The following is a 20,481-nucleotide window of genomic DNA, read 5'->3' as shown; positions in this document are numbered from 1 at the left end:
TTCGTTGTAACCTATTAAAACTAAAATTATGCAAAAAACAGATTTCAGTAATTTAAAAGTAATTTACATAAATTGTACTCTTAAAAAATCACCACAAGAAAGCCACACCAAAACATTAATGGAAGTTTCAAAAGCCATTATGGTTAAAGAAAACGTTAAAATAGACGAAATTAGACTAATAGACCATCAAGTAGCAAGTGGTGTTTATCCTGATATGACTGAACATGGATGGGATATTGATGAGTGGCCAGAATTAACAAAGAGAGTTCTAGACGCAGATATTCTTATCGTTGGAACACCAATTTGGCTTGGAGAAAAATCTTCTGAAGCCCAAAAGCTAATTGAAAGACTTTATGCTTTAAGTGGTTTAACTAATGATAAAGGTCAGTATGTTTTTTATGGTAAAGTTGGTGGCTGCATAATTACAGGTAATGAAGATGGCGTAAAACATTGTGCAATGGGAATATTATATTCGCTTCAACACGTAGGATACTCCATACCGCCACAAGCAGATTCTGGATGGATTGGAAAAGTTGGTCCTGGACCAAGTTATGGTGATAAAGAGTGGAAAGGAGAAAAATTAGATAAACCTGTTGGTTTCGATAGTGATTTTACAAATAGAAACACAACTTTTATGACTTATAATTTACTTCACTTAGCACTGATGTTAAAGAAAAATGGTGGCTACAATAATTATGGAAACTCTCGAAAAGAATGGGATGATGGAGAACGTTGGGAATTTGAAAATCCAGAATACAGATAAAAACTGACTACATTAAATAGCTTCAAAAAAAACACCCTTCAAATTATAAAATATGAAGGGTGTTTTCTATATAAAAAAAAGCCTATTCATACTTTCTTTGATACTTTACTTTTTCTTCTAAATAAACGGGTACTTCTGTTCCGTCGTTAATTTTAAACTTGGTTTTAAGGGTTTCTCGCTTGATAATTTCTTGCTTAAAAACTTCAAAATGTAAATGAGGACCGGTTGACCAACCAATATTTCCGCTTTTAGCAATTAACTGACCTTTAGCTACTTTATCGCCTGGTTTTACGATAGCAGAATTGGTATTTATGTGTGCATAATCGGAGAATGTACCGTCTGAATGATAGATTAAAATAAAATTATTATACTCTAAACAGCCTTTGGTAACACATGTTTTGGTGTTATGATCTACCACCTTAATTACAACACCTTCCCTTACTGTATAAATTTCTGTACCAATTGGCATTAGAAAATCTAGTGCGTTTTTCTTTTGATGTGTTATTATGCCATTATAACCTTGAGATACTTTAAACTTTTTTCCTTGTTTAAAAGGAAGATTGTAAATGTATTCTTCAACAGCAATGGTGTCTTTCTTATTTACGGCAATAGTATCTTTCTCTTTCGTTGCAAAATCTCCGTAATTATACCGTGTTTTAGAATTGTACTTGTAAGAACCAGCTTTTATTGCTTTTAATGTAGTAATTACAAAGCCTGTAGTTCTTGCAGGAATTACGTATGTTTTAAAATTTCCGTTGGATGTAGACAAGTTAACCAACTCTAAATCTACCTCTACCGAAACCGGACAATACTCATTGTTGTCTGCTAAAAACTCAAATCCATTCTCTGCTTTTTTAAAATAAGTTTTAAAATTAAGTTGAGAGAATGAATTATAAGAAATTAATAAAATGAAAATAAATAGATATTTATTCATTTGTTATCTACTAATACAACACTCTAAATTTAATAGTCCCTTCAATTTCTCTTAAGGCATCTAAAACTTCTTTGTTGTATTCTTTGTCTAAATCTGTTATTACATAGCCAACTTTTGGATCTGTAGATAAAAATTGACCATTAATGTTTAAATCATATTCTGCTAAAACTTTATTTATTTTAGCCATTACACCCGGTACATTTTTATGAATGTGTAAAAAACGGTGTGCATTTGTTTGTCTTGGTAAACGGATATTAGGGAAGTTTACAGCATCTACTGTATTTCCAGAATTAATGTACGCCATAATTTTACTTGGTACAAAATCTGCAATATCTCTTTGTGCTTCTTCTGTACTTCCACCAACATGAGGCGTTAAAATTACGTTTGGTAAACCTTGTAATTCAGAGTAAAATTCTCCATTTTTTCTAGGTTCAGAAGGATATACATCTACTGCAGCACCAGCTAATTTTCCGCTTTTTAAAGCAGCAACCAATGCAGGAATATCTACTACAAAACCTCTTGCTAAGTTTACTAAAAGTGCGCCATCTTTCATTTGAGAAATTTCTTTTTCTCCAATAAAGTTTTTATTTGCAGAATTGTCATCAATATGTAAAGTAACCACATCAGATAATGCTAATAAGTCTGATAATTGATCAACCTTAGTTGCATTTCCTAAACCTAAGGTATCTTCTACATCATAATAATAAACATCCATACCTAAAGCTTCTGCTAAAATTGATAATTGCTTACCAATATTACCATAACCTACAATACCTAGTTTTTTACCACGAACCTCTCTAGAACCTTCTGCCGTTTTATTCCATTGACCATTGTGAATTTCTGTACTTCTTTGAAAAACACTACGCATTAACATAATGATTTCTCCAATTGCTAATTCTACAACAGAACGTGTATTGCTGTAAGGTGCATTAAAAACCACCACTCCATTTTCTTTACACGCTTCTAAATCTATTTGTTTGGTACCAATACAAAATGCACTAACTACCATTAATTTTTCTGCAGCGTCTACAACTCTTTGCGTTACGTTTGTTTTAGAACGAATACCTAAAACATGTACGTCTTTTATTTTTTCTATCAATTCGTCTTCAGACAAACTTTTAGAAACGGTTTCTACAGAAAAACCATCTGTAGACAACTTGTTAAAAGCATCTGGATGTACGTTTTCTAATAATAATATTTTAATTCTATTCTTTGGGTATGAGATATTTCTTGGCAACTTGTTTACGTATAAAAATTCATCTAAATTTGGGGCAATGTGGTCTGCGTTTTCTGTTGTTTTAATTCTAGAAACGTTTTCTGTGTATGCAAAAAACTTGTCTGCTACACCAGCTTCTCTAGTTACATAATCGCTGTACCCATCACCAATAACTTGTATTTCTCCTTCGAGATTCATGTCTTTTAAACACTTTATTTTTCCGTTGTGCTGAGACAATGGGTTATTAGCATCAAAACCAATAATTTCACCATCTGCTGCAAACTCAAAAGTATTTGCATACACTCTTTCTGAAGGTATATTGTATTCTTCTACAATAGGATCTATAAACTCTTTAAATCCACAAGAAATCACATAGATGTCATCTGCAAATTTTTCAAAAAATTCTTTGTTGCTTTCTATGGATTTTGATACTTGCTTTTTTAAAGCTGCTACTAAACCAGACAAATCGGCTTGGTTAGCTTTTAATAATTTTATTCTTCTCTCTAATGATTCTGTGAAGGATATTTCGCCGTCAATTCCTAAATTGGTAATGTCAATTATTTCTTGAATAATTGCCTCTTTTTTAGGATTGTTCTCTAAGGTTATTTCTGCTAAAACATCTAATGCTTCTACCTTGGTTAAGGTACTGTCAAAATCGAAAATATAATTTCTTTTTGTGCTAATCATTACTTAAGAATCTTGGTTGAATTTAAGTGAGTAAATCTACAAATATAGTAGGGAATGAAGAAGCTAATTTACAGTTTTATGATATCTATTTTATTTATTCTGATAATTTAAAAATACTGATAGAATAATAGTTTTTCATCCTTAAAAATTATGGAATCCTAAAAGAAATAACCACCAAACAATTGGCAACACCTCTACCCAAAAGGAACTAAAGTACTTAGATTGTTCTTTTTCTGCTCTCATTAAGAAAATTATCAATAGAAAAAAGAAAAGCATAAAAGGAGTTTTTACTAGCGTATTAGCTGTAATCAAATATTCTAAAACTAAAGAAAAAACCAATAGCATTAATCCTAATTTCTTTGTTTTTGCTACACCTATTTTCTTCGGTATTGTTTGTAGAGAAATAGCATCATATTGCACATCTCTTATATCAAAAGGCAATATTAAAACCACCACTATTAAAAACCTTTGCAACATTAGTAAAAGTATATTTAAAGTGATTTCTTTATTCGCATCTACCACAGGAATTAACACTGTAAAACCTGCCCAAACAAAAGCTACAACTACAATTTTTAAATAACTTACTTCCCTTAAATTTTTATGAAATCCACTTAAAAAAGGAACCGCATACAATACCGTTAATAAACAGAAAGGAATGGTATAAAACAGTGTTTTTAAAGAAATTTGGTATGCAAAGTATCCCAAGGCTAAAAAACAGAAAAATGAAAACACTTGTATATTCTTTAAGCTTTTGGTTAAACTTTTATGATGCAATTTTGCCACACCTGCATATTTTACAGAATTATACCCTGTAATAGTTCCCAAAAACATAAAATAATTTAAGTCGCTATTATAAGGTAAATCTAAATAAACTTCTGTAATTCTTAGCAGCGCATACACAGAAAATGCAACATGAATACTTGCATTTATATAAAAATCTAAAACCAATTTTAAGAATCTCATTCGGCAAAAATAGGTTTTATGTTCATAACATTCTTTTTTGGTTAATAATTCCCCCTTTTTTGGCAAAAAAATGGGCTAAATTATTTTATTATTTCCCTACTTTTGGTCTGCGTAATTTCGAATAAATACACACAACTAAGAACAATCGAAATCAGATTAAAAGAGCATTAACAAAACCCTATTACATGAATACAAATTTGTTTCAAAACAGACATATTGGTCCTAACAAAGAGGAGCAAGAAAAAATGTTATCAACTATAAAAGCGGATAATTTAGATCAGTTAATTTACCAAACTGTTCCAGATGATATTCGTTTAAAAAATGAGTTAGATTTAGCGCCTGCTAAGAGCGAATACGAGTATTTATCACATATAAAAGAGTTATCAGAAAAAAATAAAGTTTTTAAAAGTTACATTGGTCTAGGATATCATGAGGCAATTGTGCCAAGTGTAATTCAGCGTAATATTTTAGAAAACCCGGGCTGGTATACAGCGTATACACCTTACCAAGCAGAAATTGCACAAGGTAGATTAGAAGCGTTGTTAAATTTTCAAACCATGGTTTGTGATTTAACAGGAATGGAATTGGCAAATGCTTCTTTATTAGATGAAAGTACTGCAGCTGCAGAAGCAATGGCACTTTTATTTGATGTTAGAGAAAGAGCACAAAAGAAAGCTGGTGTAAATAAGTTTTTTGTTTCTGAAGAAGTTTTACCTCAAACAATATCTGTTTTACAAACGCGCGCTACTCCTATTGGAATTGAGTTGGTAATTGGAAACCATGAGGAATTTGATTTTTCTGAGGAATTTTATGGAGCTATTTTACAATATCCAGGTAAACATGGTCAAGTTTATGATTATACTGCCTTTGTAGCGAAAGCGAATGAAAACAATATAAAAGTTGCTGTTGCTGCCGATATTTTATCATTGGTAAAATTAAAAGCTCCTGCAGAATTTGGAGTTGATGTTGTTGTAGGAACTACACAACGTTTTGGAATTCCGTTAGGTTATGGAGGTCCTCATGCTGGTTATTTTGCAACTAAAGACAAATACAAGAGAAGTATTCCAGGACGTATTATTGGTATTACCAAAGACATCAACGGAGAACGTGCTTTACGTATGGCATTGCAAACTCGTGAGCAACATATAAAAAGAGAAAAAGCGACTTCTAACATTTGTACAGCACAAGTTTTATTAGCAGTTATGGCAGGTATGTATGCTGTTTACCATGGTAAAAGTGGTTTACAATTTATTGCAGACTCTGTACACAACAAAACTAAATTAGTTGCCAATTTTATAGAAAAAGCAGGTTTTAAGCAGTTAAACTCTTCTTATTTTGATACTTTATTGGTAGAAATAGATTGTATTAAGTTAAAATCTGTTGCAGAGTCTTTTAAAGTGAACTTTAATTATGTTGATAAAAAACACATTTCTATCTCTATAAACGAAGCAACTACACAGAAAGATTTAATGAACTTGTTTACCATTTTTGGTCAACTTAAAAAGAAACCGATTGCATCGGAAACTGTAGATGATTTTCATCAAATCTTAACAAAAGAATCTTTTAGTGCAGATTTTGAAGTTATTACAGAAAACACTAAAAGAAGTACATCGTTTTTAGACAACGACGTGTTTAACACGTATCAATCTGAAACAGACATGATGCGTTATATTAAAAAATTAGAGCGTAAAGATTTAGCATTAAATCACTCTATGATTTCTTTAGGTTCTTGTACCATGAAATTAAATGCAGCTTCTGAAATGTTGCCTTTAAGTAATCCACAGTGGGGAAATATTCACCCTTTTGTACCTTTAAATCAAGCTGAAGGATATCAACAAGTTTTAAAAAGATTAGAGCATCAATTAAATATTATTACTGGTTTTGCTGGTACTTCTTTACAACCAAATTCTGGTGCACAAGGTGAGTTTGCTGGTTTAATGACTATTAGAGCATATCACGAATCTAACAACGATTCTCACAGAAATATCTGTTTAATTCCTGCTTCTGCACACGGAACAAATCCTGCGTCAGCAGTTATGGCAGGTATGAAGGTTGTGGTTACCAAAACAGATGAAAAAGGAAATATTGATGTTGAAGATTTACGTGCAAAAGCAGTTTTACACAAAGATAATTTAGCTGCCTTAATGGTTACCTATCCTTCGACACACGGAGTATATGAAAAAGCAATTAAAGAGATTACACAAATTATTCATAATAACGGCGGACAAGTATACATGGACGGTGCAAATATGAACGCACAAGTTGGGTTGACAAATCCTGCAACGATTGGTGCTGATGTTTGCCATTTAAACTTACACAAAACATTTGCCATTCCACATGGTGGTGGCGGTCCTGGAGTTGGTCCAATTTGTGTTGCTCCACAATTAGTTCCGTTTTTACCAACAAACCCTGTAGTTGCTACAGGAGGAGAAAATGCAATTACAGCCATTTCTGCGGCTCCTTGGGGATCATCTTTAGTGTGTTTAATTTCTTACGGTTATATTACCATGTTAGGTGCAAAAGGATTAATGGATGCCACCAAAAATGCCATCTTAAATGCCAACTATATTAAAGAACGTTTACACGGACATTACAACAGTTTATACACTGGAGAAATGAACAGAGCTGCGCACGAAATGATTATCGATTGTCGTGATTTTAAACAAAACGGAATTGAAGTTGTAGACATCGCTAAACGTTTAATGGATTATGGTTTTCACGCTCCAACAGTTTCTTTCCCTGTTGCAGGAACTATGATGATTGAACCTACAGAGTCTGAATCTATTGCAGAGTTAGATCGTTTTTGTGATGCGATGATTTCTATTCGTGAAGAAATTAAAAACGCAACCAAAGAGGATGAGAACAACCCTTTAAAAAACGCACCTCACACGCAAGAAATGTTAACTGCAGATGAATGGACCTTACCTTATTCTAGAAAACAAGCGGCTTTTCCTTTAGAGTACATTGCTGAAAATAAATTTTGGCCAACTGTACGTAGAGTTGATGATGCTTTTGGAGACAGAAACTTAATTTGTTCTTGTAACCCAATTGAAGATTATATGTAGAACACACAGTGTTCTTTTAGTATTTTAAAACCGTTTCTTTTTGAAGCGGTTTTTTTTTGTTTTTTATAATAACTTAGAAGTATTCTTTCTTTTTTAATTCTTTTATCCCCCCCCTCATTCTTCGGAATAATAAAACGAATGTCATTCCAAAATGAGTTTTTTTAAAGCGATTGAGAAATCTCAGAAAAGTTAAAAAAGGCATTTAAAAAACCTATTTAAACCACAAATGACGGATATCATAAAAAACTAAAAACAAACCATTTACCTTAAATTTAAAAGCATTATAAATTAACTTTAATTACCTAAATTTAACTTATAAACAACATCATAAATTATCTATTTTCCTTACTTTTAATATTAAAATCAAAAAAAATCATGGAACATATATACAGTAAATGGCATCACCCATACAAACCTGCAACAAAATATAAAAAGAAAGTTGCGTATTTTAGTATGGAATTCGGTATCGATCAAGCTTTTAATATTTACTCTGGAGGACTGGGTTTTTTAGCAGGTTCTCACATGCGTTCTGGCTTCGAATTAAAACAAAATATGATTGGTATTGGTATGCTTTGGAAATATGGCTACTACGACCAAGCAAGAAATGATGACCAAACATTAAAAACTGAATTTAATGAAAAACACTTCGATTTTTTAGAATATACAGGGATTGAAGTAACTATTAAACTTCATGACAATCCGAATGTAAAAGTAAGGGCTTATGTTTTAAAACCAGAGGTTTTTGGAACCGTACCAATGTATTTTTTAAGTACAGATGTAGACGGAAACGACCATTTATCTAGAACTATTACCAACCATTTATACGATCAAAACCAGGTAACAAGAATATCGCAAAGTATTGTTTTAGGAATTGCGGGAGCTAAAGTAGTAGAAGCACTAGGAGGCGCAGACACCTACCATTTAAATGAAGGGCATGCTTTACCTGCCTTTTATTATTTAAAAGATAAAGGTGTAACCAAAGATCAAATGGTATTTACAACACATACACCAGAAAAAGCAGGAAATGAAGAGCGAGATGCGCGTCATTTAAACCGATGTGGATTCTTTGGTAGAACCTATTCTGAACAAGAATTGCAAACCGAAATGGTGAATGGTGGCATGATTAATTATACAATTTCTGCGTTAAGAATGGCAAGAAAAGCAAATGGAGTTTCTAAACTTCATGCTATTGTTGCAAATGATATGTGGAAAGATTACGAAGGTATTTGTAAAATAATTCCGATTACAAACGCTCAAAATCAAAAATTTTGGCAAGATGAAACTATCAAAAAATCTTGGAATAAAGGAAATGTCACTGCTTATAAAAAGAAAAAAACGGCGTTAAAAAGCGAACTTTTTGAAGAAGTTTACAAACAAACTGGTAAAAAATTAGATCCGAATGTGTTAACCATTGTTTGGGCAAGACGTTTTGCAGGTTATAAAAGAGCCGATTTACTTTTACATGATTACGATCGATTTAAAAAATTAATTCATAATGAAAAATATCCTGTACAAATTATTTGGGCAGGAAAACCATATCCGTTTGATTATGGTGCAATCGATACTTTTAACAACTTGGTACATCAATCTAAACAAGAACCAAATTTAGCAGTAGTTATTGGTTACGAAATAGACTTGTCTAGAAAATTAAAATGTGGTTCTGATGTTTGGTTGAACACGCCAAGAATTACACGTGAAGCTTCTGGCACAAGTGGTATGACCGCTGCAATGAATGGTTCTGTAAATGTTTCTACAGATGATGGCTGGATACCTGAATTTAAAAAAGATGAAGAAAACTGCTTTGTGTTACCAGCATTAGATTATAAATTACCAACCTATGAGCAAGACAAATTGGACGCCGATAATTTATACAATATTTTAGAAAACAAAGTATTACCAACGTATTACGATGCTCCTAAAAACTGGCAAAAAATAGTATTTAAAGCTATGGATGATGTTATTCCTGAGTTTACAACCCAAAGAATGGCAACTGATTATTATAAGAAATTGTTTTAAACAAAATATTAAAACAGCTAAAAACAAGCCTTAACAATTAAATGTTAAGGCTTGTTTCTTTTAAATTCTATGTGTATTCCACACCTCCGAAAACAAGATCTACTAAACACACACCTTTTAAATTGGTTTCCATAATGTCTTTTTTACAGCTAGCTTTTTTTTAATAAAAAAGTAAATAAACAGTTGAGTAACTACCTTCTAGGTATCGAACTAAAAAGAGGGTTCATTTATTTCCAGAATGAAATAGATACAACGTTTAAAAATCATAGAATAACATTTACATTTGCCCAATAAATCTATCGATTTTAAAGAATATTAATAAAAATCTCCCCCTCTATATTGCTATTTAAGAAAGTAACATTTCTAAAATATAACAATTAAAAACAAGAAAACTGACATGAAGAAAAGAGCGAGTTTATTAATTTTAATATCACTAATTTTTATAAGTATGACATCCCAAGACACTAAACATATTAAAGCTTTTGTTTCTGGACATAATAGTAATTACGATGTTCAGCTAAAAATTAATGGAAAACCGGTAAACAAAGGAGACCTTTCTGGTCTAAAGATTTTTAATGAAGAACACCCATTTAAAAATCAATTACAAGACATGCCTCCTTTTATTCAAGACCTAATGGCTTTTGTATTAAAAGAAGGCGAGAATACTATTGAAATAAAATTTGATAGAAGAACAACAAACTTCAATCCACCTAGAAAATTTAGTTTTGGTTTAAGAAGCTCAATAGAATATATTCCTTTTTACTATGTTTCAAGCGAAAAAGAATCTGGAACTATAACTTCAAAGTTTGACTTAAAGTTTAAAAAAGATAAATCAGAAAAAGAAAAAGTTACTTTAGGTAATAAAGATGCTGCTTTTATTTACTCTGAAAGAATGGATGTCTTTCAAGCAACTCTAAATGGTAATAGCTTAATGTATTTTGGAGGCACAGGCGGACTTACAGATTTACACTTAATTAAAGGTACAAATACGTTAGAGATTAAATATGTACCCGGGCGCGAAGGTGAAGTTAGTTATTATATTCAGACACCTAATTTCACTAAAAAAGTCATTAAAAAAATACCTAAAGATCAAGTTGATGAACTTCAAATTGATGTTTATGAATTAAAAGAATAGTTTGCAGCAAACTATTCTTTTAATTTTTTAATATTACTTATAATCATTTTTGCATGGATTCTTGAGTTTTCTATAAACCATTTGTGCGTTTCCATTCCACCACAAATAACACCTGCTAAATAGACTCCATTCACATTGGTTTCCATCGTTTCATCATTATAAGTAGGAATTTTCTTTTCATCATTAGAAAAAGAAACACCAACTTGCTCTAAAAACGTAAAATTTGGTTTATAACCCGTTAATGCTAAAACAAAGTCATTTAGTAACGTTTCTTCTCCATTTTCTGTATTTATAACAATGGTATCCTTTGTTATTTCTTTTACCGTACTGTTATAAAAAACCTGTATACTTTCTTCTTTTATACGGTTGATAATATCTGGTCTTACCCAATATTTTACACGTTGTCCAACTTCTGTCCCTCTAATAATTAAGGTAACATCTGCTCCTTTTCTATAACTTTCTAAAGCTGCATCTACAGACGAATTGCTCGCCCCAATTACAGCTAATTTTTGTCCAGCATAAAAATGTGGGTCATTATAATAGTGAGAAACTTTTGGTAAATCTTCACCAGGTACGTTTAGCAAATTCGGAATATCATAAAAACCAGTTGCAATAACAATATTCTTAGACTTATAGGTGTTTTTATCAGAAATAATTGAAAATTCATCTTCATATTTAGACACAGAAGTTACTTTTTCAAATAAATTAATATGTAGCTTATTTGAAGTTGCAATTCTTCGATAATATTCTAAAGCCTCACTCCTTCTTGGTTTAGCTTCTTTACTAATAAACGGAATTTCGTCGATCTCTAACTTTTCTGAAGAAGAGAAAAATTGCATATTCACTGGATAATTATATAATGAATTTACTATCGGCCCTTTTTCTAAAATTACATAGCTCAACCCATTTTTTTGAGCTTCTAATCCGCAAGCAATTCCAATAGGACCACCACCAATAATAACAATATCAAAATTTTTCATAAAATATACTCTTCTTATTTATTATAATAAATTGTTTCGAATCTAATTGCTTCCTTCTTTTTCACCTCTAAAAACTCTTAATAATATCAACTTAAAAACAGATAATCACCTAAGTCTTGACCTGCAAGACAACATCAAAATTACTAAAAAATAGACTGCACAGAAAACCACAAATTACAATATCTTGTTTTCCATGTTAAACACCCCAAAAAATCAGTATAATCTAAAATAAAAAACTCCAACAAATGAATGTTGGAGTTTTAAATATGTTGAAAATTCTAAAAGAATTACTCTTTTTTGAATTTTGCGTATTTCGTTTTAAATTTATCGATACGTCCTGCAGCATCAATAAGTTTAGATTTACCAGTGTAAAATGGGTGAGATGTTCTAGAGATCTCTAATTTTACTAAAGGATACTCAACACCATGAACTTCTAACGTTTCTTTAGTGTCTACTGTAGAACGTGTTAAAAATACATCTTCGTTAGACATGTCTTTAAAAGCTACCATTCTGTAATTTTCTGGATGAATTCCTTTTCTCATTTTATTATATTTTAATACTTTAATGTTATGTTTGCATGAGTGAAGTTGGTAAAGCTTACTCGATTCTCTAAATAGTTGTTGTTTACTATTTTGAGGATGCAAATTTAACTATATTTTTTAATTAACAAATAAATATTTTGTTTTTATTTGGTCTAACAATCACATTAGTTATTTTTACATCAGATTTCGTTGATAAATAGTGGTTTTTCAGCACTTTTATAAAAGCTAAAAAGACTAAAAATAAATATAAATAATTACAAAAATGAAAAAGAATACCTTACTTGTTGCATTTTTTGCGTGTTTTCTACTAATTACATCTTGTTCTGATGTCTATAAATTTAGTTTAGAGCATAAAAAACAAGTCGCTCTAAATTCTAATGTAGAAGTTACTTTAAAAGAGAAAGAAGAGAAAGCCATAAATAGTGTTCAATTTTTCGTGAATGGAAATGAAGTTTCTTCGGATGGAAATGCAATTTCTATTAATACAACTGAATTAGGCGTTGGAAAGCACCAAATTTCTGCGCTGGTTTTTTATGCTGAAAAGACAAAAAAAGAAAATAGTTTTTTTGAAGTTTTAGCAAATAAAAAACCTGTTGTATATGACTATAAAATTATAAATGAATATCCGCATGATAAAACCGCATACACACAAGGTTTAGAATATCATGATGGTTTTTTATATGAAACTACAGGTCAAAGAGGAAAATCTACACTAAGAAAAGTTGAAATTGAAACGGGTAAAGTTTTACAAAAAATAGATTTAGATAAAAAGTATTTTGGTGAAGGAATGACCATTCTTAATAATAAGATTTACTGGTTAACTTGGCAGGCTAAAAAGGGTTTTGTTTATAATCTAGAAACCTTTAAACAAGAAAAAGAATTTGCCTATAATAATAGTGCAGAAGGTTGGGGTTTTACACATAACGGAACTCAGTTGATAAAATCTGATGGTACAAACAAAATTTGGTTCTTAGACCCAGAGACTTTAAAAGAAGAAAAATCGATTCAAGTGTACACCAACAAATACGCAGTGGCTGACTTAAATGAATTAGAATTGATCAATGGAAAAATCTATGCAAATAAATATCAGCAAAATGCTATCGTTGTCATAGATCCAAAAACAGGTGTTGTAGAAGGTATTGCAAACTTAAAAGGATTGCATACAGAAATGGAAAAAACACAAAAATTAGTTCCTCATGACGAAGTTTTAAATGGTATTGCTTATGACAAAAAGAATAACCGTCTTTTTGTAACAGGTAAACATTGGGGTAAATTATTTGAAATTGAATTGATTAAAAAACAATAATAGACTTATTAAAAAGTTCTATTATTATATTTTAATAAAATGTCAGGTCGAGCGCAGTCGAGACCTATAACCAACCTCTCGACTGCGCTCGAGGAGACAGAAATTACTATTATGCGTTACTTTATTTCCTTTATTATTTGTCTCGTTCTTATTTCTGTAAGTTCTTGTAGAAAAGATTTTAATACAACACCAAGTTCTGGTGCATTAGAATTTTCTAAAGACACCGTTTTTCTAGATACTATATTTACAAATATTGGTTCTGCCACGTATAATTTAAAAGTATATAATAGAGGAAAAAATGCAATTACCATTCCTGAAATAAAATTAGAAAACGGTACGAATTCTAACTACAGGTTAAATGTAGATGGAATTCCTGGAAAAGATTTTAAAAACATAGATATTCTTGCCAAAGACAGTATTTTTATCTTTGTAGAAACTACTATAAATGCGAGTAATGTAGTTAATCCGTTATACACGGATAGAATTCTATTCGATTCTGGTAGTTCTCAACAAGATGTAGATTTAGTTACTTTAGTACAAGATGCTAATTTTATATTTCCTGGAAAAGATGCTATTTCCATGAAAATTGATAGCTTAACTTTAGACGGAGAACCAACCACTTTAAAAGGACGTTTTTTAACAGATACAGAATTAACCATTACCAATGTGAAACCTACGGTTATTTATGGATTTGCAGCTGTACCAGCAAACAAAACACTAACTATTGAAGCTGGAGCAAAAGTTTATTTTCATGATAATTCTGGTTTAATTGTAGATGACCAAGCGACCTTAAAAGTAAACGGAACACTTGCTAATAAAGTAATTTTCGAAGGAGACCGACTAGAACACTCTTTTAGTGAAACTGCAGGACAATGGGGAACTATTTGGATGCGTGCTGGAAGTAAAAACAATGAAATGAACCACGCCATTATTAAAAACGGAATAATAGGTATTTTGGTTGATAGCATTGGTACTCCTTCTACTCCAACTTTAAAATTACAAAACACAGAAATCTACAACCATTCTAGTTATGGTATTTTAGGTAGAGAAGCAAATATTGAAGGTAACAATGTAGTTGTTGGCGCTGCTGGTCAGGTTTCTTTAGCAGCAACTATTGGTGGAACGTATAATTTTACGCATTCTACTTTTGCAAACTTTTGGAACAGTGGTTTACGTCAACTTCCTGCTGTTTTGGTGAACAACTTTTTTGTATATTCGGATGCAACAGGACAAGAAATTATTGAGACCAGAAATTTACATGCGGCTAATTTTACCAATTGTATTTTTGATGGAAATAACAACATAGAGTTTATCTTAGATAAAGTTGATGGAGGCGGTATATTTAACTACAACGTTAGTAATTCCATGATTAAGTTTACAGATAGTAATGACTCTTTTAAAGACAACACAGAGCTAGATTTTACAAGTTCTTTTTACCAAGACAATATTATAAACGGAAACGCTCACTTTAGAAATACTCAAAAGAGTGATTTTATAATTGGCGAAGAATCTGATGCTATTAATAAAGCAAAAGCAACCTCTTTCACTACAGATATTTTAGGCATTGACAGAAGTACAAATCCTGATATTGGTGCTTACCAACATATCACTTTTGAAACAGAAGAGTAGTTTTTCTATTAAATGAAACCAACCTTAATTAGGGTACAATAGGCTCTATAAGATATTGAATTTCATGGCCCTGAATTTTAATAAGTAATTTAAGCCATATACTCCTAAGGATTACTAGCCCTTCTAATTTTTAAAAATACAGATAAACCTCAAAGGTTTTAAAATCTTTGAGGTTTAAATTAAAATTCCAACAGATTTCATTTGTCATGATTTTGAGTTTAAATTTATGAAAAATTGAGTAAATTGCTCGTTCAAATTTTTTTATTGAAATGAAAAACATTGTAATTACAGGTACAAGCAGAGGAATTGGTTTTGAACTCGCTAAACAGTTTGCTGAAAAAGGACATCAGGTATTAGCCTTATCTAGAAACACAAAACCACTATCTGAGTTTAATCATAAAAACATCACTTTAATTTCTGTTGATTTATCTGTGAATTCAGACCTAGAAAAAGTAACTGATTATGTTAACAATAACTGGCAACAAGTAGATGTTTTAATTAATAATGCAGGTAAATTAATCAATAAGCCTTTTACAGATTTATCTTCGGATGATTTCTTAGAAGTTTATAAAGTGAATGTTTTTGCCGTTGCTGAGTTGACTAAATTAATGATTCCGTTCATGCAAAAAGGAAGTCATGTAGTTACCATAAGCTCAATGGGAGGAATTCAAGGGAGTATGAAATTTCCTGGATTAGCAGCATATTCATCCGCCAAAGGCGCAGTAATTACGCTATCAGAATTATTAGCAGAAGAATATAAAGAACAACAAATTGCATTTAATGTTTTGGCTTTAGGAGCCGTACAAACAGAAATGCTAGAAGAAGCTTTCCCTGGATACGAAGCACCTACCTCTGCTACAGAAATGGCGAATTATGTTTTTGATTTCTCTTTAACAGGAAATAAATTTTATAACGGAAAAGTCTTACAAGTATCCTCTTCAACTCCGTAAGCAATAAGCATTCAAAAAAATTAAAAATTGAATTCAAATTACAAAGATTTCGTTCCTTCCAAAGCAATTCCGTTTATAGAGTTTCTTATAAACGAACATTCTTTTACGCTAAAAATTGTAAATCAGAGAGAAACAAAACATGGTGATTTTAGACAATTACCCGACGGAAGATTTCAAATTACCGTAAATAATAACCTTAATAAATATCAGTTTTTACTTACGCTAGTTCATGAAATTGCACATCATGTCACGCATCAAAAATTCGGACGCGTACAGCCTCATGGTAAAGAGTGGAAAATGGTTTTTCAGCATTTAATGCTACCGTTTTTACGCCCAGAAATTTACCCTATGGAAATGCTACCTTTTTTAGCAAGGTATTTTAAAAACCCAAAAGCAAGTACAGATACTGATGCAGATCTATCTTTAGCGCTAAGAGGAAATGTAGCAGAAACCGGCAAGCATTTTATTTTTGATATTCCGTTTGGTAGTTTATTTGTATTTAAAAACACCATCTACAAAAGAGGAAATAAACGTAGAACCCGATATGAATGCATGAATATGAGCAATAAAAAAGTGTATCTATTCAACCAAAATGTAGAAATTGAATTCTACAAAAACGGTTAGAATTTAATATTTGATAATAAAAAAAATCTCTAAAAAGGATTGAATCATATCATACTAAAGTTCTTTCTCCATCTAAACAATCTAAATTTCAATGATCAAAAGAATCTGAAATAAATTCAGATTGACAAAAAACTATCCTTTTTAGAAAACTCCTTAAAACTTACTTATCTCTTTTAATAAATAATGTATCTAAATTCATTTCTTTTTGCAACCAAGTACGTAATTTTTTTTCTTTTACACGAATAACAGTATCTGACACCTTTAAATTCCACTTTACCGTTGCCGTAGGAATTGTATCTATATTAATAAAATCTTTTGAAAATAAAACTTTAGAAAACCCTATTTCTTCAATTTCATTATATAGAATTTTAGCCTCTTTAGAAATTCTACTAAAAGCAATTGCTTTTTTATCATTATTAAGAGCATCATTTTCAATTCTTATATTTAAACCAGAAATAATACCTTCTAACTCAATAATTTTGTCTTGAAGTTCTTGTATTAACTTTTTACTCTCATTTAACTCTTCTCTTTTTTCTGTATAAGCTGTTGTTATTAATTCAAAACTTTTAGTATCACTTCCTTTAATATTAATCTTCACTTCTTTTAAGCGATCATATCTTGGGTCATTAATCAAGCTGTTTTCTAACATATTTTTCTCTACAGCAGTTACTTCGTTAAAGAAATTAAGTTTTAAAACCTTAGTATCAAAATCATAATCTTCATCAATTAATTGATAGTTATCAATAGTCATTACCTCATTTTTAACAAACGTTTTTAACTGTGCATTTACCCTACTTTCTTCTAAGGCGTGTAAAAAAGTATAAACGGCAGGAATCATAACAGCAATACCTACTACTGTTGCAATAGTAGCATATCGTTTTCTTCTTGCGGCATTTGCATATTTATGCATTGGAAAACTTAACAGTTTTAATACGATAAATGTTGCCAAAGCAATAAAAATGGTATTAATTGTAAACAAATACATGGCTCCTAAAGCATACGTAAAACCAACAGTATCTCCAGAAAAACCTTTTGCTAAACCAAATCCTGCAGTACACAAGGGCGGCATTAATGCAGTAGCAATAGCAACTCCAAAAATAACAGAAGCTACCGTTCCCTTTTTTGTTCTTGCAACCATTAAAGCCAAACCACCAAAAAAGGCTATTAACACATCTCTAATATCTGGTCTTGTTCTCCCTAATAACTCGGATGTATCTTCACTCAAGGGAAAGAAATAGAAAAAAACAAATGACGCAAGTAAACTTAAAGTGATCATCGTTGCCAAACTGACTAATGATTTTTTAAACACTTCAATATCATTAATTGCAAAAGCACTTCCTATTCCCAAAATAGGCCCCATTAAGGGTGAAATTAACATGGCACCAATAACAACTGCAGTAGAATTAGCATTTAACCCTATAGAAGCCACAAAGACTGCAAAAATAAGAATCCAAGCAGTGGCACCTTTAAAAGGTATATCTGCTTTAATAGCCTCCATGGTAGCTTCATGATCCGTATCGTGTCTAAAGTCTAAAAGTTCGGTTAAATATTTTCTGATACTAAAGAGTAAACCTCTAGCTTCATCTTTCATTCCTTGCTTAGATTGATCTACCTTTTCCTCAGCTCCCTTATTTTCTTCCATCAAATTTAAGTTTCAATTATTCTGGGAAAGATACAAAAAATTAAAATTGACAATAAAACTGATTATAATAATTTTTTGCATAAAAAAAGCTTCACATTTCTGTGAAGCTTTTAATCTAATGTGACCGGGCTGGGGCTCGAACCCAGGACCCTCTCCTTAAAAGGGAGATGCTCTACCAACTGAGCTACCAGGTCATTTATTTTTATCTTAACGACTAAAAAGATATTTTTTTACTAATTAGAGAAACGACTTTCTCTTTTAAATTGTTTAAATAAGAACTTCACATTATTATGAAGTTCTTATTTTTTGTGACCGGGCTGGGGCTCGAACCCAGGACCCTCTCCTTAAAAGGGAGATGCTCTACCAACTGAGCTACCAGGTCAATTTATTTCCTTTTAAGCGGCTGCAAATATATACTTTATATTAGAAAAAACAAATCTATTTATATTTTTTTTCATTTAAATATGCTTCTCTTACTTTTTTAAATAAATTAGAAGAATACACAAAGTCCACAACAGCCTCATTGTCAGTTTTAAATATATCTTCACTGGTACCTTCCCAAGCTTTTCGACCTTCCTTTAAAAAAATTATTTTTTCTCCAATTTCCATCACAGAATTCATGTCATGTGTATTAATTACGGTTGTAATTTTATATTCATCAGTAATTTCTTGAATTAAGTTATCTATTACAATTGCAGTTCTTGGATCTAAACCAGAGTTTGGTTCATCACAAAAAAGGTATTTAGGGTTCATAACAATTGCTCTGGCAATGGCAACTCTTTTTTGCATTCCTCCAGAAAGCTCTGCTGGTAATTTTTTATTAGAGTTTTCTAAATTAACCCTATTTAAAACAAAGTTTACGCGCTCTAGCATTTCTGCGTGAGATTTATCTGTAAACATTTTTAACGGAAACATTACATTATCTTCTACTGTTTGAGAATCGAACAAGGCACTTCCTTGAAAAACCATACCAATTTCTTGTCTCCATTGCTGTTTTTCATTTTCAGTAAATTTTGTATTTATTCTACCATCAAAAGAAATAGAACCTTCTTCTGGTGTGTGTAAACCTAATAAAGATTTTATAAATACTGTTTTACCAGAACCACTTTGACCAATTATTAAACTGGTTTCACCAGGAAGAAAAGTAGCTGTTATACCTTTTAATACTTTTACATCTCCAAAACCTTTATGTAAATTATCTACTTCAATCATATTTTAGGTTAAAAGCATTTGAGTTAAAAAATAATTCGCTATTACAATTAAAATAGTCGTCCAAACTACAGCTTGCGTACTTGCTTTACCAACCGCTATAGATCCTCCTTTTACATAATAACCATGATAAGAAGGCACTGTAGATATTAGAAATGCAAAAATTAAGGTTTTAATAATTGCGTACGATAATAAAAAAGGATCAAAATCTGTTTGAATACCTTCTATATAATTTGCTCCAGAAAAAAGACCCGATAAAACACCTGTAACCCATCCTCCTAAAATACCTAAGAACATCCCCAATGAGATTAAAAAAGGATAAAAGAAAACTGTTGCAATCACTTTAGGCAATACTAAATGACTTAAAGCATTTATACCCATTACCTCTAATGCATCAATTTGTTCTGTAACTCGCATAGTACCGATACTAGAAGTTATATAAGAACCGACCTTACCTGCTAAAATAATGGAACAAAAAGTAGGAGCAAATTCTAAAATAATAGAACGCTTAGCCGCAAAACCTATTAAAGATTTTGGAATAAAAGGATTGTCTAAATTTAAAGCCGTTTGCAAGGCAATTACACCTCCAATAAAAAAGGAAATAAACATAATAATCCCTAAAGATTTTAAGCCTAATTCATCAATCTCTTTTATCAAAGCTTCGTAAAAAACTTTTCCTTTTTGCGGTTTTTTAAAAACACGCCCTAACATCATAAAATATTTACCAACATGTTCTAGGTAACCCATTCATTTTAATTTTATGCTAAAGTATTAAATTATCATTAATAGTCCGTTAAATTGACCAAATCAAAACAAAAAA

16 protein-coding genes and 2 tRNA genes are annotated in these 20,481 nt (G+C 31.1%); 8 read left to right on the top strand and 10 right to left on the bottom strand.

What is annotated here, in order from left to right:
- Positions 1-28: 28 nt before the first annotated feature.
- Entirely contained in the window at positions 29-763 is a 735-nt protein-coding gene (locus H0I28_RS00760) for a flavodoxin family protein (protein ID WP_218752358.1), read from the top strand.
- 82 nt (positions 764-845) lie between these two features.
- Here H0I28_RS00760 and H0I28_RS00755 read toward each other — a convergent pair whose 3' ends face one another.
- The 3 genes from H0I28_RS00755 to H0I28_RS00745 form a co-directional block, all read right to left on the bottom strand.
- A complete protein-coding gene (locus H0I28_RS00755; RefSeq protein ID WP_218760085.1) occupies positions 846-1,697 on the bottom strand; it encodes a M23 family metallopeptidase in 852 nt (283 codons plus the stop codon).
- Between the two features lie 10 nt (positions 1,698-1,707).
- Positions 1,708-3,600, bottom strand: a complete 1,893-nt coding sequence (serA, locus tag H0I28_RS00750; RefSeq protein WP_218732808.1) for a phosphoglycerate dehydrogenase — start codon at positions 3,598-3,600, stop codon at positions 1,708-1,710.
- A 141-nt stretch (positions 3,601-3,741) separates the two neighbouring features.
- Complete coding sequence (locus H0I28_RS00745) at positions 3,742-4,563, bottom strand: hypothetical protein (RefSeq protein ID WP_218732807.1); 822 nt, start codon at positions 4,561-4,563, stop codon at positions 3,742-3,744.
- A gap of 185 nt (positions 4,564-4,748) precedes the next feature.
- Here H0I28_RS00745 and gcvP point away from each other — a divergent pair, with 185 nt between their 5' ends.
- The 3 genes from gcvP (at position 4,749) to H0I28_RS00730 (ending at position 10,779) form a co-directional block, all read left to right on the top strand.
- A complete protein-coding gene (gcvP, locus tag H0I28_RS00740; protein WP_218760084.1) occupies positions 4,749-7,628 on the top strand; it encodes an aminomethyl-transferring glycine dehydrogenase in 2,880 nt (959 codons plus the stop codon).
- Between the two features lie 375 nt (positions 7,629-8,003).
- Positions 8,004-9,644 carry an alpha-glucan family phosphorylase gene (gene glgP / locus H0I28_RS00735; protein ID WP_218760083.1) on the top strand — a complete coding sequence of 547 codons (1,641 nt, stop codon included), beginning with the start codon at positions 8,004-8,006 and terminating at the stop codon, positions 9,642-9,644.
- A 448-nt stretch (positions 9,645-10,092) separates the two neighbouring features.
- On the top strand, positions 10,093-10,779 hold the full coding sequence (locus H0I28_RS00730; RefSeq protein ID WP_254712813.1) for a hypothetical protein: 687 nt from the start codon (positions 10,093-10,095) through the stop codon (positions 10,777-10,779).
- Between the two features lie 11 nt (positions 10,780-10,790).
- Here the strand turns inward: H0I28_RS00730 and H0I28_RS00725 are convergent, their stop codons facing one another.
- Both H0I28_RS00725 and H0I28_RS00720 read right to left on the bottom strand, forming a co-directional pair.
- On the bottom strand, positions 10,791-11,759 hold the full coding sequence (locus H0I28_RS00725; RefSeq protein WP_218760082.1) for a YpdA family putative bacillithiol disulfide reductase: 969 nt from the start codon (positions 11,757-11,759) through the stop codon (positions 10,791-10,793).
- Positions 11,760-12,046: 287 nt separating this feature from the next.
- The gene (locus H0I28_RS00720) at positions 12,047-12,301 is read right to left on the bottom strand and encodes a type B 50S ribosomal protein L31 (protein WP_218760081.1); all 255 of its coding nucleotides are present in this window, start codon (positions 12,299-12,301) and stop codon (positions 12,047-12,049) included.
- A gap of 262 nt (positions 12,302-12,563) precedes the next feature.
- On the opposite strand from H0I28_RS00720, the gene H0I28_RS00715 reads away from it, so the two are divergent.
- The 4 genes from H0I28_RS00715 (at position 12,564) to H0I28_RS00700 (ending at position 16,810) form a co-directional block, all read left to right on the top strand.
- Positions 12,564-13,607 carry a glutaminyl-peptide cyclotransferase gene (locus H0I28_RS00715; protein WP_218760080.1) on the top strand — a complete coding sequence of 348 codons (1,044 nt, stop codon included), beginning with the start codon at positions 12,564-12,566 and terminating at the stop codon, positions 13,605-13,607.
- A gap of 111 nt (positions 13,608-13,718) precedes the next feature.
- Entirely contained in the window at positions 13,719-15,236 is a 1,518-nt protein-coding gene (locus tag H0I28_RS00710) for a hypothetical protein (protein ID WP_218760079.1), read from the top strand.
- Between the two features lie 269 nt (positions 15,237-15,505).
- A complete protein-coding gene (locus H0I28_RS00705; RefSeq protein WP_218760078.1) occupies positions 15,506-16,186 on the top strand; it encodes an SDR family oxidoreductase in 681 nt (226 codons plus the stop codon).
- A 27-nt stretch (positions 16,187-16,213) separates the two neighbouring features.
- The gene (locus H0I28_RS00700; protein ID WP_218760077.1) at positions 16,214-16,810 is read left to right on the top strand and encodes a SprT-like domain-containing protein; all 597 of its coding nucleotides are present in this window, start codon (positions 16,214-16,216) and stop codon (positions 16,808-16,810) included.
- A 160-nt stretch (positions 16,811-16,970) separates the two neighbouring features.
- Here the strand turns inward: H0I28_RS00700 and H0I28_RS00695 are convergent, their stop codons facing one another.
- The 5 genes from H0I28_RS00695 to H0I28_RS00675 form a co-directional block, all read right to left on the bottom strand.
- Positions 16,971-18,452 carry a DUF389 domain-containing protein gene (locus tag H0I28_RS00695; RefSeq protein WP_218760075.1) on the bottom strand — a complete coding sequence of 494 codons (1,482 nt, stop codon included), beginning with the start codon at positions 18,450-18,452 and terminating at the stop codon, positions 16,971-16,973.
- Positions 18,453-18,573: 121 nt separating this feature from the next.
- Positions 18,574-18,646 (bottom strand) — tRNA-Lys (locus H0I28_RS00690).
- A 115-nt stretch (positions 18,647-18,761) separates the two neighbouring features.
- Positions 18,762-18,834: transfer RNA gene (locus H0I28_RS00685), tRNA-Lys, on the bottom strand.
- Between the two features lie 56 nt (positions 18,835-18,890).
- The gene (locus H0I28_RS00680; protein WP_218760073.1) at positions 18,891-19,664 is read right to left on the bottom strand and encodes an ABC transporter ATP-binding protein; all 774 of its coding nucleotides are present in this window, start codon (positions 19,662-19,664) and stop codon (positions 18,891-18,893) included.
- 3 nt (positions 19,665-19,667) lie between these two features.
- Positions 19,668-20,408: an ABC transporter permease gene (locus tag H0I28_RS00675; RefSeq protein WP_165732910.1), complete on the bottom strand. Its 741-nt coding sequence runs from the start codon at positions 20,406-20,408 to the stop codon at positions 19,668-19,670.
- Positions 20,409-20,481: the final 73 nt, after the last annotated feature.

The sequence above is a fragment of the Polaribacter sp. AHE13PA genome (assembly GCF_019278505.1).
Taxonomy (GTDB): domain Bacteria; phylum Bacteroidota; class Bacteroidia; order Flavobacteriales; family Flavobacteriaceae; genus Polaribacter.
Note: the sequence above shows the minus strand (reverse complement) of the source record. Positions and strands in the feature narration are given on the sequence as shown.